Raw genomic sequence first — 13,753 nt, forward strand, 5'->3', positions numbered from 1 at the left:
CGCCCGAGCATCCAGACCCGCATGCGGACCTGCGCGGTCCCGGTCAGGCCGGATCGCGCAGGAGCGGGCAGGACATGCAGCGCGGGCCGCCCCGGCCGCTGCCGAGTTCGCTGCCACTGATCCGGATGACCTCGACGCCCGCCGCCTCCAGCTGCGCGTTGGTCTCGGTGTTGCGCTCGTAGGCGACCGCCAGGCGCGGCGCCACCGCCAGGGTGTTGTTGCCGTCGTCCCACTGCTCGCGCTCGGCCGTCACCGGGTCCAGGCCGGTGTCGATCACACGCAGCCGGTCCACCCCCATCGCCTCGGCGGCGGCCTCCAGGAACGGGCGCTCCGGCGACACCCGCAGATCCCCGTTGTCCCGGGTCACCACGTAGGCGGTCAGCGAGTACGCCACCGGCGGGTACATCACCACCGTGTCCACGTCGACCATCGTGCAGACGGTGTCCAGGTGCATGGTCGCCCGCTTCTGCGCGATCGGCACGGCCAGCACGGTGTGCGCGACCCCGGCGGCGAACACCTGCCGGGCCAGCCGCTCGACGCCCGCCGGGGTGGTGCGCTCCCCGGTGCCGACCGCGATCACCCCGGGCGCCAGTAGCAGGATGTCGCCGCCCTCCACGTGCTCCAGCGCCGGTCCGTAGACCGTCTCGACCCCGCGGAACCGCGGGTGGAAGCCGTAGATCAGCTTGGTCAGCGACGTCTCCCGCCGCCGGGCCGGCATCGCCAGGCTGGTCACCGCCACCCGGGACCCGATCCAGGCGCTGGAGTCCCGGGTGAACAGCAGGTTGGGCAGCGGGTCGATGACGAAGTCCAGCCGGTCCATCAGCCGGTAGACCAGCCCGTGCGCGGCCTTGAGCTCCTCGTGCGCCAGCCCGGCGATCAGGGTGTGCGCCAGCCGCTCGGGGTCCAGCTCGCGCAGATGGCCCTCCACGACGGGGCGCAGCTGGTCGCCGAGCCGGGGATCGGCGACGACCCCGGCGATGGCCTCATCGCGGGCGTCCTCGTACTCCAGGGTGTCCTGCAGGAGCTCGGTCACGTACAGCACCTCGACGCCGTGGTCGCGCAGCGCCTGCGCGAAGGCGTCGTGCTCCTCCTGCGCCCTGCCCACCCAGGGGATGCCGTCGAACAACAGCTTGTCGTTGTTGCGCGGGGTGAGACGTTTCAGCTCGTCACCCGGCCGATGCATCAGCACGGTACGGAGCCTGCCGACCTCACTATCGACACGGTACTTATGCGTCACCTTGACCAGCCTATGCCCGTCTGTACCAAACGCTCCGACCATGCCCCTTCCGCGGGCGATCATGTCCCGGTGCGGGCGCGTCCTGGCCGAGGGCGGTCAGCAGGGCGCCACCCGCCCGCCGGCAGGGGCAAGATCAAGACATGCGCAGGGAACGGACGGGCCGGTGAGCGGGACGGTCTGGCGGGTCGAGGGCTTCACCGAGATTCGGGAGCTGGGGGCGGGCGCGCACGGGCGGGTCGTGCTGGCCCGGCACGACACCGCCGGGACGCCCGTCGCGATCAAGTACCTGAACCGCCGCGACGGTGACGAGCGGGCCGTCGCCCGGTTGCGGGAAGAGGCCGTCATGCTGGGCCGGGTCCGGGACCCGCACGTCGTCCGGCTGTACCGGTTCGTCAGCGGCGAGCACGGCGCGGCGCTGGTGATGGAGGCCGTGAACGGGGTGTCGCTGCGCGAGATCCTGGCCGAGCACGGGGCGCTGGCACCGGAGGCGGCGCTGACCGTGCTCAAGGGCTCGCTGCTGGGCCTGGCCGCCGCGCACTCGGCCGGCGTGGTGCACCGCGACTACAAGCCCGCCAACGTGGTCGTACGGGCGGACGGCCTCAGCAAGCTGATCGACTTCGGGATCGCCGGGCCGGCCGGTGACGGCGGGCGGTCCGGGACACCCGCCTACATGGCGCCCGAGCAGTGGCACGGCGAGCCCGCCTCACCCGCCACCGATGTGTACGCGGCGACGTGCGTGTTCGTGGAGTGCGTCGCGGGACGGCGGCCGTTCACGGGCGGTGACCTGGGGACGCTCAGACGGCTGCACCTGACCGAGCCGCCGCCCGCCGGCCTGGTGCCCGAGCCGCTGCGTCCGCTGGTGGAGCAGGGCATGGCCAAGGACGCCGCGGACCGCCCGGGGAGCGCGGCCGAGTTCGCGGCCGAGCTGGAACGGGCGGCCCGCACCGCCTACGGCACCGACTGGGAACAGCGCGGGCTGCGGATCGCCGCCGGGGCGGCCACCGCGCTCGCGGCGCTCTTCCCGCTGGTGGCGGCGGGCCTCGCCCCGGCCGGCGCGGTCGCGGCGGGCGCGGGCGGTGCCGTGGGAACGGCCGGTGCGGCGGGTGCGGCCGGTGCGGCAGGCGGCGCGGCGGGCGCGGGTGGTGTGGCGGCCGGTGGCGGGCTCGCCGTCGTGACCGGCGCGAAGGCGGCGGTAGCGGTCGCCACGGCCGCGGTGGTCGCCGCCGGCGGAGCCGGTGTGTACGCGGTGAACAGGAACGACGAGCCGCAGCGTACGGCCCCGGTGCGCGTCGCGGTCAGTCCCGCCTCCTACACCCGGGAGCTGACGCGGCCCGCGCTGAGCGTCTCGGTGCGCTACCCGCGCGTGACGGGCCTGCGGACGTCCGCCATCGAGGCCGCCGCCAACAAGGCGCTGCGCGCCCCCGTCGACACATGGGTGAACGACGTGCACACCGACATCGGCTCCTTCGAGGGACCCGACGGCTCGGCGGAGCAGTACCACCCGTCGGCCACCTATCGGGTGGGGGTCGCCGGGCCACGGCTGATGTCGGTCCGCTACGACGTCCGGGGCGGCCAGCGGAACACCGTGTATCCGCTGTACGTCACCGTGGACCTCGGCACCGGCCGCGAGGTCACCACCGCGGACATGCTCACGGCGCGGACGGCGACCCTGGAAGGGGCCAAGAGCCTGACGTTGCTGCTGGAACGCAACGCGTTCGAGGGCGGCTCACTGTGCAAGGACTCCGAGCCGCCGTGGCGGCGGAGCGACTCGTCCTACGGCGAAGGCCGCTACCTGCTGCCCAAGCACATCACCGAAGGCGGTCTGCGGATGTTTCTGACCGCGCGGGGTGCCGAGTTCGTCCCGCCGCACTGGGCCCTCGGCTACAGCATGGCCTGCAACCGGAACTCCGACGCGACCCTGCTGCGGTACGACCAACTGCGCGGCGTCCTGCGCCCCGAGATCATCCAGGGCGCGACCGCACGGAGTTGACGCTGACGGTGCTCGTGGAGACCGCCCGGAAGACGATCACCACGAGCCGGTCTATGCTCGTCCGTACCATGCGGAGCTCCCCTGAACCACCCGTATGGGCATGAAGCCCCGGGGCGGCCGTCCCACCGCTCACACGGTGCACCTCGGCGCGGCCACGTTGCTGCGGGTGTCGGCCGAGGGGCTCGGCACCGCGCTGGTGCTGATCGTCCAGGCGCGGACGGGGCAGGCCGCGACGGCAGGGTTCCTGCAGACCGCCATGATGCTGCCGTACGTGCTGGTGGGCCCGGTGGCCGGACACGCGCTCGACCGGACGCCGCGTCCGCGCTCCCTCGTCCTGACGATGGCGGCCTGCTACGTGCTGGCCGCCGGTCTGCTGCTGGCGGCGGCCGGACGGGTGCCGATGCTGATCGCGCTGCTGGTCGCCGCCGTCGTGGGCTGTGCCGAGCCGATCGTGGTCGCGCTCACCGGCCTGCTGCCCCGCTTTGTCCCGCCCGGCCGGCTGACCTGGGCGTACGGGCTGGAGGCGGCCACCTACAACGTGGCGGCCATCGCGGGGCCGGGGCTGGCGGCCGTCCTGGCGGCGGCCGGGGCGGGCTACGCCGGGGCCGCCGTCGTCGGCAGCGCCGTTCTGGGGCTGCTGCTGCTCCCTCTGCTGGCCGTTCCGCCACCGGACGCCGTCCCGGACGCCGCGCATCCCGGCCCCGCCCTGCCCGACGACGATCCGCTCGACGGTGATCCGCCCGTACGGGCGGCGGGCGTGGAGCGGCCCGGCTCCGGCCGGGCGCCGGTGTTCGACGTGATCACCGGGGGCCTGGTCGTCCTGGTGGCCAACCGGACGCTGCGGGCCGTCACCGTCGCGACGACCATGGCGTTCCTGGGGATGGGCGGGATCGCGGTCACCGCCGTGCTGTTCGCCGAGCACATCGGGGAGCGCGCCAGCGCCGGCGGGCAACTGATCGCCGCGTTCGCGGTGGGCTCGCTGATCGGGTCGCTGGCGGCGGCGCGCTGGCTGTCGGCGCGGTGGGCCGAGTGGGTGCTGGTGGGTGGCATGGTGGCGTTCGGGACGGCGCTGGCCGCGATCGCCTGGGCGCCGAGTCTGCCGTGGGCGCTGGCCGGGTTCGTCATCGCCGGGATCTGCGACGGCCCGGTGTTCGCCGCCACGTTGACGGTCCGGCAGCGCGAGGCCCCCGCCGACCGGCTGGGGCAGGTCAACACCACCGGTGGCAGCCTCAAGATCGGGTCGGCGGCGCTGGGCGCCGCGCTGACCGGCGTGCTGGCGGGCCAGGTCGGCGCGACCGGCCTGCTGCTGGGCATGGCCGCCCTTCAGCTGCTCGGAGCGGTCCTCGGCACCCTGCTGCTCATCTTCCGGAGGCGGTCGGGGGCGGGCGGAACGGCATGACCGCACGTTGCGGGACGGTTCATGCCGTGATCGGGCCGCCCTGCGGGTGAGCGACGCCGGGCTGCACGGCGTACGTGGCGGTAAATATCGCATTAACCGGGTGTTCTGGACGGGCAAGGGCATTGCCGGATCGAAGTGGTGAGATCGCCGGAGAGTGGAGCTCCAGCCATTGTCGAAATGAGCGTATTGTCCGATTGCTCCACATTGTCTGGCGTGGTGAGCGGCAATGAAATTGCCAACTGGTCTGGTTTTTACCTTTCGCCGATTGCGGTAGTCGCCGGTAAGCGTGTTATTCCTGAAGTGCTGCACCAATCGGACGCAGCACTCCCGGCAATGAACATAGGGGGCTCAGATGGTGAAACGACTGACTACGGTCGGCTTCGCGTCCGCCGTTCTCGGTGGCGCTCTGCTGGCGGTGCCGCCCGCCCTGGCGATGGAGAGCGCCTCCGCCAGCGTCGCATCCGTCGCCGGCGTGCCGGGCGGAGGCGTGCCGAAGGCGGGCGTGCCCGCGCGCAGGCCCGTGCACAGGCCCGTGGTCAGGCACGTGCACGTTCGGGCGGTCCAGTGCCGCAAGTGCCACCGCCGGCATGTGGTCCGGCACGGGCGCCAGGTCATCCACGTGCACGTTCACAGCAAGAACAAGAACATCAACAAGAACCTGAACATCAACCGGAACGACAACCACACCCGTCACCACAACCTGCAGCACTTCGGTCACCACCACCACAACCGCCACCACTTCGGTCACCACCACAACACCCGCCACCACTTCGGTCACCACCACCACCGCCGCCACCACCACGGCTTCGGTGACGGCTTCGGTGACTGGGACGGCGGCTTCGGCGACGACGGCGGCTGGGGTGACGACGACGACTAAAGGTCGCTTGACGGGGCTCCGGTAGCCTCGGGTGATTCCGACGGAGGTCACCGAGGAATTCCGGCCGAAGGAGGTGCGGCCGGAGTATCCGAGCTGATTCGCCGTCACTGTCTGAAAGCAGTGAAGCCCCTGGTGGGGCGGGGCCGCCATAAGAGCGCCGCCCATGTCACCAGGGGTTTCACGCCGGTTGGCCACCCATCGGAAAATCGTTCGACCACGGGCCGGTGCCGCACGTACGATCCCGGCATGTTCTTCGCGGCCGGCACCCGCCCGCTCGCGGACCTCGGTCCGCTGAGCGCGGTGTCGGCCGCCTTCCCCACCTCGGCCCTGTTCTCGGCCCTGGCCTCGTACGACGGCCTGCGACGCTGACCCTCCTCCGAGCCGTCCTTCGAGAACCACCGGAGGAGGGTGGTCACACCGGCGGGGCATGACCCGCCCGGTTCTCACGTCCCCCTTCCACGTGAGGACATCCGACTCATGGCCAAGAAGCTGTACGAACGCGGCAAGCCCCACCTCAACATCGGCACGATGGGGCACGTCGACCACGGCAAGACCACCCTCACCGCCGCGATCACCAAGGTGCTCGCCGACCGGGGGCTGGCCGGGGCCGTGCCGTTCGAGGGCATCGACCGAGCCCCCGAGGAGCGCGACCGCGGCATCACCATCAACGTCGCGCACGTCCACTACGAGACCGCCACCAGGCACTACGCCCATATCGACATGCCCGGCCACGCCGACTACGTGAAGAACATGATCACCGGTGCGGCCCAGATCGACGGGGCGGTGCTGGTGGTCTCCGCGCAGGACGGCGCGATGCCGCAGACCCGCGAGCACATCGTGCTGGCCCGCCAGGTCGGCGTCCGGCACATCGTGGTCGCCCTCAACAAGGCGGACGCGGTGACCGACCCCGAGCTGCTCGACCTGGTCGAGCTGGAGGTGCGCGAGCTGCTGACCGAGTACGGGTTCCCCGGCGAGGAGATCCCGGTCGTGCGGGTGTCGGGCCTGCGCGCCCTGGAGGGCGACCCGTACTGGGCGGCGCGGATCGGCGACCTGCTGGACGCGATCGACGCCTACGTGCCGGTGCCGCCGCGCATCCTGGACCGGCCGTTCCTGATGCCGATCGAGAACGTGCTGACCATCACCGGCCGCGGCACCGTGGTCACCGGCGTGGTCGCCCAGGGCTCGCTGCGCGTCGGCGAGCCGGTCGAGGTGGTCGGGCTGGCCGAGCAGACCCTGTCCACGGTGGCCACCGGGCTGGAGACCTTCGGCCAGGCGATGGACCACGCCGAGGCCGGGGACAACACCGCGATGCTGCTGCGCGGCGTCCGCCGTGAGCAGGTGCAGCGCGGCCAGGTGGTCAGCGCCCCCGGCGCGATCCGTCCCCACCTGAGGTTCCGTGCCCGGGTCCGGGTGCTGACCGCCGAGGAGGGCGGCCGCAGCCGGCCGTTCTTCCACGGCTACCGGCCCCAGTTCCACTTCCGCACCACCGACGTGGTCGGCGGGGTGGACCTGGGCGGCGAGGGCGCCATGGCGCTGCCGGGCGACTCCGTCGAGATGACGGTCGACCTCGGCAAGCCGGTCGCCATGGCCGAGGGCCTCGGCTTCGCCATCCGCGAGGGCGGCCGCACCGTCGGCGCCGGCACCGTCACCGCCCTGCTCGACTGACCGTTCGAACGCAGGCCCGGCGTACCTTCCGCGCCGGGCCTGCCTGCGGACGAGTGGTTACCTCTCGGGTAATCGCCTCGCCTTGGGGCGCCCGGAAGACTACCGGTGAGTCGAAGCCGCTGAGAGAGGACGCCGATGACCACCGAACAGCACACCCGTCGGACCGTCGAGGAACTGCTGGACCGGATCGGCGCGGGGGAGCCGGAACGGATCGCCGAGATGTTCGCCGAGCCGGTCGAGTGGGGGTTGAGCTGGCCGGCCGAGGGCCATCCGGCGCTGCCGTGGATCCGGCCCCGTTCCAACAGGGCCGATGTCGCCGATCATTTCCGCCAGTTGGACGACTTTCACGTGCGGGAGAAGAACGGCACGACGGTGGACCGGATTCTCGTGGACGGGGCGGACGCGGTGGTGCTCGGCCGGATCGTCCAGACGGTCAAGGCCACGGGACGGGAGTACGCCTCTCCCGTCGCGCTGCATCTGACGGTCGAGAACGGCCTGATCAGCCGCTACCACATCTATGAGGACAGCCTCACGATCGCCGAGGCGCTCACCGCCGGTCCCCGGTGAGGTGACACGGCCGCCCACCATGGCCGAGGGTCTCGCGGTCGCCGTCCGCGCGCACCTGCTCGACATGGCGGGCGACGGGCGGGCGGCGCGCGCCCAGGACGAACTGGCCGTCCGCCGCACCCTCAGCATCCCCGAACGCCACTAACTGGAGTCCCGCGCCGCCCGGGGCGCGCTCTAGGACACCGGTCCCTTGTGGGACCGGTGCCCCTCGCCGAGGGTCGGAGTTGTTCTCCGGCGGAGGTGAGGGCTTCATGTACATCCTGGTGGCCATTTTCGCGGCGGTTTTCCTGGCGGTCGGCTGGGTGGGGCGGATGCAGTACACCGCGATGCTCCGCACGGTCACCCTCACCTGCGCCCAACTGACCGTGCAGGCGCCCTTCTCGGCCAAGTGCGAGGTGACCGGGACGGTACGGGGGCCCGCAGGCCCGATGCTCACCGCCCCGTTCTCCGGGACGCCCTGCGTCTGGTACCGGGTGCGGGCCACCGCCAAGCACCGGACGGGCAGCGACAACGAGTTCCACAAGGAGGACTCCGAAGCGCCCTTCGAGGTCTGGGACGGCACCGGCGCCATCGAGGTCTTCCCCGAGGGGAAGAACATCGACGGGACGGTCAAGAGCTTCGACGCGAAGGTGTCCCCCGGCAACGGGGGCGCGCTGCCGACGCCCGCCTGGAGCCCCGACCAGGACAAGGAGTACCACTACGAGGAGTGGACGCTGCCGGTCGGCAGTGCGCTGTACGCGCGGGGCACGGCGATGTTCGACGGCAGGCGGCTGGTCATGCGGGCGCCCGGCGGGCACGGCGACGAATCGGACCCCTACATCCTCAGCACCCGATCGGAGAAGCAGTTGCGGCGGCGGGCGCTGGCGTTGATGCTGGTCGGCTACGTCGTGGGCGCGCTGTTGGTCGTCCTGGCCGGGGTGGTGGCGGTCATCGAGTCCAACGGGGACTGAGCCGCCGGCCTGGTCGCGATGACGACGGTGGCGTCCAATTCGTCGGAGACGACTACCCGCGGGGCCAGTCCGCCGCCGGCGATGGCGGCGACGGCCTGCGGCACCTGGCGCTCGCTCGTCTCGAACAGCAGGTGGCCGCCCGGTGTCAGCCACCGCGGCGCCTCGGCGGCCACCCGCCGCAGGACATCGAGCCCGTCCGCGCCCCCGTCGAGCGCCACCCGCGCTTCGTGCACGCGGGCCTCCGGGGGCAGCAGCCCGACCGCCTCGGTGGGGACGTAGGGCACGTTGGCGACCAGGATGTCGATGCGGCCCCGTAGCGCGGTGGGCAACGGCTCGTAGAGGTCGCCTTCGTACACCTGGCCGCCGACGGCCGCGACGTTGTGACGGGCGCACCGCACCGCCACGGGGTCGATGTCGGCGGCGTGCAACTCGACCCGGCCCAGCGCCGCCGCCAGCGCCACGCCCAACGCCCCCGAACCACAGCACAGATCGACGACGACCCGTTCCCGGTCCGAGCCCGACCCCTGACCGCCCGAACCGACGGCCCGGCCGTCACGAACGACGCCCTGCCCGGTGGGGGCGGTGGCCTGTCCGGTGGGAGCGGTGCCTTGGCCGGTGGGGGCGGTGGCCTGGTGGGCGAGGGCGGTGGCCTGGTGGATGAGGAACTCGGTGCGGCGGCGAGGGACGAAGACGCCGGAGTCCACGGCTATGCGCAGGCCGCAGAACTCCGCCCAGCCCAGGACGTGTTCGAGGGGCAGGCTGGCGACCCGCCGGTCCACCATGGCGTCGAGGTCGGCCGGCGTGCGCGCCGTCCGGATGAGCAGTCGCGCCTCGTCCTCGGCGAAGACGCAGCCGGCGGCCCGGAGCCTGGTGACGATGGCGGAGTGGGAGGCCGGTGACGGGAGAACTGACATGCGAGCCCTTCGGGATGCCGTTGGGCGCTCCCCGGCCGCTATGTCGGGCGGACCGTACGGCCGTGGGAGGGGAGCACCCGGTCTGATCTGGCGTTGACGGGTCTCACCTCCTCGGTCGTCCACTGCTGGGAACGGCAACCCTACCGGACCGGGCGTCGGCGTACGCACTGTGACCGGCTGCCGCGCCCCGGCCGGGCGGGGCGCGGCGGTTCGACGGATCAGTGGACGGCGCGGTCCTGGCCCTCCCAGTAGGGCTCGCGGAGTTCGCGCTTGAGGACCTTGCCGGTGGGGTTGCGGGGGATGGCGTCGGTGAAGTCGACCGAGGTGGGGCACTTGAAGTGGGCCAGCCGTTCGCGGCAGTAGTCGATGAGCTGCTGCTCGGTGACCTCGCCGGTTTTGACCACGACGGCCTTGGGGGTCTCCCCCCAGCGGTCACTGGGCACGCCGATGACCGCGCAGTCGGCCACCTCGGGATGGCTCATCAGGACGTTCTCCACCTCGGCCGGGTAGATGTTCTCCCCGCCGGAGATGATCATGTCCTTGACCCGGTCGTGGATGTAGAGGTAGCCGTCGGCGTCCAGGTAGCCGGCGTCGCCGGTGCGGAACCAGCCGCCGTCCAGCAGCGCCGCCTGGGTGGCCTCGGGCAGGCCCCAGTAGCCCAGCATGTTCTGCGGGGACCGCACCAGGATCTCGCCGACCTGCCCGGTGGGCACCTCCTCCAGGGTGGCCGGGTCGGCGATCTTGATCTCGGTGCCCTCGTTGGGCAGGCCCGCGCTGGCCAGCCGGTGCACGTTCGGCCCGTCCGGGTCGTGGTCCTCCGGCGGCAGCGCGGTGATCGCGCCGGTGGTCTCGGTGAGGCCGTACACCTGGTGGAACGCGGTGTGCGGCAGCAGCTTCAGAGCGCCGCGCAACACCTCCTGGCTGATCGGGGACGCCCCGTACAGCAGCACCTGCAGGCTGGACAGGTCGCACTCGGCGACCTCCGGCATGCTCTGCCAGAACAGCAGCAGCACCGGCACCAGGAACAGGTGGGTGACCCGGCGCCGCTCGATGTCGCGGGCGATGCCGAGCGGGTCGGGCTCGCGGGAGACGACCCCGGTGATGCCGTCGAACACCACGGCGACGCTGAGCGCGTTGCCGGCGATGTGGTACATCGGCATCGCGATCATCAGCCGGGTGTGCTCGTCCATGTCCCACGCCTCGCGGGTGCGGGGCAGGATCGCCAGGAAGTTGTCGTGGGTGAGCATGACCCCCTTGGGCCGCCCGGTGGTGCCCGAGGAGTACAACTGCACGAACACGTCGGAGGTGGCCGCCTCGTGTTGGGGCGGGGTGGGCTCGTGGGAACCGATCCAGTCGGCGTAGTCCAGCCGGGGCGCGGCCGTGCCCTCCCCGTCGATCACCACCAGGTGGGTCGTGTGCTCCAGGTCGCCGGCCACGGTGTCCAGCACGCCGGTGAACTCGGGGCCGACGATGAACACCTTGGCGCGGGCGTTGTTGACGATGTAGGCGACCTCGGGCGGGGCCAGCCGGTAGTTGACCGGCACCTGGACGGCGCCGATCCGGGCCGCGCCGAACATCTGCTCCACGTACTCGATGGAGTTCTTGTCGAGGATGGCGACGCGGTCGCCGGGCCCGACCCCGGCGGCGTGCAGCGCGGTCGCCACACGATCGACCCGTTCGTCGAACTCACGGTAGGTGATCTCGCGATCACCGTAGTAGTAGGCGATCTTTTCCGGGGTGGCCTGTGCGCGTTCCCGCAGTACGTCGGTCAGAGCCTTCATGGGTGGGGGTCCCCTTCGCCCGGGTCCGGCGGATGGTGTGCACATCCTGCGCCAGCGGGCACCCGCGCACAAGCCCCTTGATCATCTCCTTGTGGACGACTTCGCCAGCAGCGTGACGACCAGGACCACCACCGCCCCCAGCAGGGCGATCATGAAGAAGAACTTCACCGTCGACAGGATCGCGCCGGCCACCGAGGCGATCAGCCAGATGGCGAGCACGATTCCCGCGACCTTCAGCAACAATCCACCCATGCCGCCACGGTACGCCGCTCCCGATCAGGCGGCATCCCCCTGGGGGACGATCTGGCCGTGGTCCCCTGCAGCCCGTCACCGTACGTCCGGTGCGGGCTACGGACGGGTCAAGGCCGTTGTGGCGCCGGACGTACGGCGCCCACGAAGCACGCGCCGATCATCTCGGCGGCGGACGATGCCGGACCCGCCGGCCACCCGGGCGGCTCTACAGGAACCTGCGGATGGGCGTGACGGAAAGCTCCTTGGCGCGGTGCAGGTGCGAACGCCTCCTCCAGCGCCCCGGGGCGATCCGCTCGCTGACGGCGAAGTCCTTCTCGAAGTGGCCGTCGAGGGTGGCGGTGAGCTCCCGGTCGATGACGGCGAGCATGATCTCCTCGTCGTGGTCCATCGAACGCCGGTTGAAGTTGGTGGAGCCGACCAGCGACACGATGCCGTCCATGGTCAGGATCTTGGCGTGCATCATGGTCGGCTGGTACTCCCAGACCCGTACCCCGTCGGCCAGCAGCCGGTCGTAGTGCTGCCGCCCGGCCAGCAGGCTGACCCGCTTGTCGGCGTGCGGACCGGGCAGCAGGATGTCGACCTCCACCCCGCGCCGGGCGGTGCTCCCCAGCAGCTCGGTGAAGTAGTCGTCGGGCGCGAAGTAGGCCGTGGCCAGCCGTACCCGATGCTGCGCCGACTCCAGGACGACCCGCATCAGGGTCTGCATGTCCTGCCAGCCGATGCTGGCCGAGCCGCGGACCACCTGCACGACCGCGTCCCCGGCGGACTCGTGCGGGGTGAAGCGGTCCCGGTCGTCGAAGAGCTCGTCGTGGCACTCGGCCCAGCCCTGGGCGAACGCGGCGGCGATGCCGTCCACCGCGGGCCCGCGGACCTGGACGTGGGTGTCCCGCCATTCGTGCTCGTTGCGGGCGTCACCGCACCATTCCTCGGCGATGCCGACCCCGCCGGTATAGGCGACGGTCTCGTCCACCACCAGGACCTTGCGGTGGCAGCGGTGGTTCTGCTTGAACGGCGACAGCAGCAGGGGCTTGCGGAACCAGGCCACCGTGACGCCGGACTCGCTCATGTCGTCCAGCAGGTCGTGCTCGATCGGGTGGCAGCCGATGCCGTCCAGCAGCAGCCGTACGCGCACCCCCGCCTTGGCGCGCTCGCACAGCGCGGCGGCGAACCGGCGGGCGATGTCGCCGCGCCAGTACACGTAGGTCATCATGTCGATGGTGCGTTCGGCGGAGCGGATGCTCTCCAGCATGGCCGGAAAGATCTCGTCGCCGTTGCGCAGCGGGAGCAGCGTGTTTCCCTCGGTCGCCGCGATCCCGATCAGCCGCTCCAGGCGGCGGCGTATTCGCTGCTCGTCCGGCTCCGCCTGCGCGGCGGGGGCCTCGTCGGCGGGTGCGGCGTCGGCCAGTGCGGCGTCGGCCGGGGAGCCGCAGCGAGGGCCAGGGACAAAGGGGGGCACTGGTCTTCCTGTCTCCGTCGGGGTCCGGGTCAGGTGATGCCCAGGCCACGGCGGCCGTGCGTCCGTCGTCGGACGGGACGCCGCCCGGTGACCGGGGTGGGCCGGCGTTCCGTCAGAAGGGGAGCCGGCCACGGGCGCGGCGTCCGGCCCGTCCGCTGCGGCCCACGGCCCGCGACGAGTTCCGGAACGGCTTGCTCAGCAGCCGCCCGAGACCGCCGGGCGCCGACCCTCCTGCCCGCGACCCTGCCCCGAACGCGCGCTGCGCACCGCGCTGCGGGTGACGCGAGAGTCGCGGCAGCAGGAACGCCAGGACGAGCAGTACCGCGCACAACGCGATGACACCTGCGATGGCCATGAGAAAACTCCTTATCTTTACCGAAGTCCGACCCTCGTTTACCCCTGCCTTTGCAAGCCATGCACTCATGCGGTGCCACGTGCGCGTTCCGAGGATCGGACGGCCGGGCGGCCTGGCGTGGGAGGCGCCGGTCACAGGACACGGCGGGGCGGTTCACGTACGTCCTGACCAGCGATGACGACAGAGACAGAGCACTGGGAAGCACGCCGAAGCGGCTATGGGGGTGTCACCGGAAAAAGGGACTTTGGTCACCCGGCCGATGGCGGCGCCCCGGCGCGGGCGGTACGGGGGCTTTCCCCCCGAGGCGACG

The 13,753-nt window shown here is 71.8% G+C and carries 14 protein-coding genes; 8 read left to right on the forward strand and 6 right to left on the reverse strand.

All coding sequences use genetic code 11. The annotated features are described in order from the left end of the window. Nucleotides 1-43 precede the first annotated feature (43 nt). Nucleotides 44-1,279: an arginine deiminase gene (locus C4U03_RS23935; protein ID WP_103940455.1), complete on the reverse strand. Its 1,236-nt coding sequence runs from the start codon at nucleotides 1,277-1,279 to the stop codon at nucleotides 44-46. 121 nt (nucleotides 1,280-1,400) lie between these two features. Between C4U03_RS23935 and C4U03_RS23940 the strand changes: the two genes are divergently transcribed. From C4U03_RS23940 to C4U03_RS23965, 8 genes are all read left to right on the forward strand, one after another. After that, on the forward strand, nucleotides 1,401-3,227 hold the full coding sequence (locus C4U03_RS23940; RefSeq protein WP_160147076.1) for a serine/threonine-protein kinase: 1,827 nt from the start codon (nucleotides 1,401-1,403) through the stop codon (nucleotides 3,225-3,227). A gap of 100 nt (nucleotides 3,228-3,327) precedes the next feature. Then, nucleotides 3,328-4,626: an MFS transporter gene (locus C4U03_RS23945; protein ID WP_160147077.1), complete on the forward strand. Its 1,299-nt coding sequence runs from the start codon at nucleotides 3,328-3,330 to the stop codon at nucleotides 4,624-4,626. Between the two features lie 352 nt (nucleotides 4,627-4,978). Continuing rightward, entirely contained in the window at nucleotides 4,979-5,503 is a 525-nt protein-coding gene (locus tag C4U03_RS40565) for a hypothetical protein (protein ID WP_160147078.1), read from the forward strand. Nucleotides 5,504-5,749: 246 nt separating this feature from the next. Then, nucleotides 5,750-5,872, forward strand: a complete 123-nt coding sequence (locus C4U03_RS42560; protein WP_268817529.1) for a hypothetical protein — start codon at nucleotides 5,750-5,752, stop codon at nucleotides 5,870-5,872. A gap of 108 nt (nucleotides 5,873-5,980) precedes the next feature. Continuing rightward, nucleotides 5,981-7,168, forward strand: coding sequence for an elongation factor Tu (tuf, locus tag C4U03_RS23955; RefSeq protein ID WP_103940241.1), 1,188 nt, complete (start codon nucleotides 5,981-5,983; stop codon nucleotides 7,166-7,168). Nucleotides 7,169-7,303: 135 nt separating this feature from the next. Next, nucleotides 7,304-7,735 (forward strand): nuclear transport factor 2 family protein, encoded by a 432-nt coding sequence (locus C4U03_RS23960; protein ID WP_103940243.1) that lies wholly within the window; start codon nucleotides 7,304-7,306, stop codon nucleotides 7,733-7,735. Between the two features lie 19 nt (nucleotides 7,736-7,754). Beyond that, the gene (locus C4U03_RS42565; protein ID WP_268817530.1) at nucleotides 7,755-7,880 is read left to right on the forward strand and encodes a hypothetical protein; all 126 of its coding nucleotides are present in this window, start codon (nucleotides 7,755-7,757) and stop codon (nucleotides 7,878-7,880) included. A gap of 106 nt (nucleotides 7,881-7,986) precedes the next feature. Then, the gene (locus C4U03_RS23965; RefSeq protein ID WP_103940245.1) at nucleotides 7,987-8,685 is read left to right on the forward strand and encodes a GIDE domain-containing protein; all 699 of its coding nucleotides are present in this window, start codon (nucleotides 7,987-7,989) and stop codon (nucleotides 8,683-8,685) included. Here C4U03_RS23965 and C4U03_RS23970 read toward each other — a convergent pair. The 5 genes from C4U03_RS23970 to C4U03_RS23985 form a co-directional block, all read right to left on the reverse strand. After that, nucleotides 8,616-9,599: a putative protein N(5)-glutamine methyltransferase gene (locus C4U03_RS23970; protein ID WP_103940247.1), complete on the reverse strand. Its 984-nt coding sequence runs from the start codon at nucleotides 9,597-9,599 to the stop codon at nucleotides 8,616-8,618. The genes C4U03_RS23965 and C4U03_RS23970 overlap by 70 nt on opposite strands. 218 nt (nucleotides 9,600-9,817) lie before the next feature. Continuing rightward, complete coding sequence (locus C4U03_RS23975) at nucleotides 9,818-11,380, reverse strand: long-chain-fatty-acid--CoA ligase (RefSeq protein WP_103940249.1); 1,563 nt, start codon at nucleotides 11,378-11,380, stop codon at nucleotides 9,818-9,820. A gap of 81 nt (nucleotides 11,381-11,461) precedes the next feature. Further along, nucleotides 11,462-11,632: a hypothetical protein gene (locus C4U03_RS41220; protein ID WP_200827419.1), complete on the reverse strand. Its 171-nt coding sequence runs from the start codon at nucleotides 11,630-11,632 to the stop codon at nucleotides 11,462-11,464. Nucleotides 11,633-11,837: 205 nt separating this feature from the next. Then, nucleotides 11,838-13,088, reverse strand: a complete 1,251-nt coding sequence (locus C4U03_RS23980; RefSeq protein ID WP_235018079.1) for a phospholipase D-like domain-containing protein — start codon at nucleotides 13,086-13,088, stop codon at nucleotides 11,838-11,840. A 112-nt stretch (nucleotides 13,089-13,200) separates the two neighbouring features. After that, nucleotides 13,201-13,443, reverse strand: a complete 243-nt coding sequence (locus C4U03_RS23985; RefSeq protein ID WP_103940251.1) for a DUF6411 family protein — start codon at nucleotides 13,441-13,443, stop codon at nucleotides 13,201-13,203. Nucleotides 13,444-13,753 lie beyond the last annotated feature (310 nt).

Origin of the sequence: Thermomonospora echinospora (assembly GCF_900108175.1) — a bacterium.
GTDB lineage: Bacteria > Actinomycetota > Actinomycetes > Streptosporangiales > Streptosporangiaceae > Thermomonospora > Thermomonospora echinospora.

Bases quoted from the DNA above. Each gene is read 5' to 3' on its own strand.
- C4U03_RS23935 (WP_103940455.1), bottom strand. From the start codon at position 1,279: ATGGTCGGAGCGTTTGGTACAGACGGGCATAGGCTGGTCAAGGTGACG.
- C4U03_RS23945 (WP_160147077.1), top strand. From the start codon at position 3,328: ATGAAGCCCCGGGGCGGCCGTCCCACCGCTCACACGGTGCACCTCGGC.
- C4U03_RS40565 (WP_160147078.1), top strand. From the start codon at position 4,979: ATGGTGAAACGACTGACTACGGTCGGCTTCGCGTCCGCCGTTCTCGGT.
- C4U03_RS42560 (WP_268817529.1), top strand. From the start codon at position 5,750: ATGTTCTTCGCGGCCGGCACCCGCCCGCTCGCGGACCTCGGTCCGCTG.
- tuf (WP_103940241.1), top strand. From the start codon at position 5,981: ATGGCCAAGAAGCTGTACGAACGCGGCAAGCCCCACCTCAACATCGGC.
- C4U03_RS23960 (WP_103940243.1), top strand. From the start codon at position 7,304: ATGACCACCGAACAGCACACCCGTCGGACCGTCGAGGAACTGCTGGAC.
- C4U03_RS42565 (WP_268817530.1), top strand. From the start codon at position 7,755: ATGGCCGAGGGTCTCGCGGTCGCCGTCCGCGCGCACCTGCTCGACATG.
- C4U03_RS23965 (WP_103940245.1), top strand. From the start codon at position 7,987: ATGTACATCCTGGTGGCCATTTTCGCGGCGGTTTTCCTGGCGGTCGGC.
- C4U03_RS23970 (WP_103940247.1), bottom strand. From the start codon at position 9,599: ATGTCAGTTCTCCCGTCACCGGCCTCCCACTCCGCCATCGTCACCAGG.
- C4U03_RS23975 (WP_103940249.1), bottom strand. From the start codon at position 11,380: ATGAAGGCTCTGACCGACGTACTGCGGGAACGCGCACAGGCCACCCCG.
- C4U03_RS41220 (WP_200827419.1), bottom strand. From the start codon at position 11,632: ATGGGTGGATTGTTGCTGAAGGTCGCGGGAATCGTGCTCGCCATCTGG.
- C4U03_RS23985 (WP_103940251.1), bottom strand. From the start codon at position 13,443: ATGGCCATCGCAGGTGTCATCGCGTTGTGCGCGGTACTGCTCGTCCTG.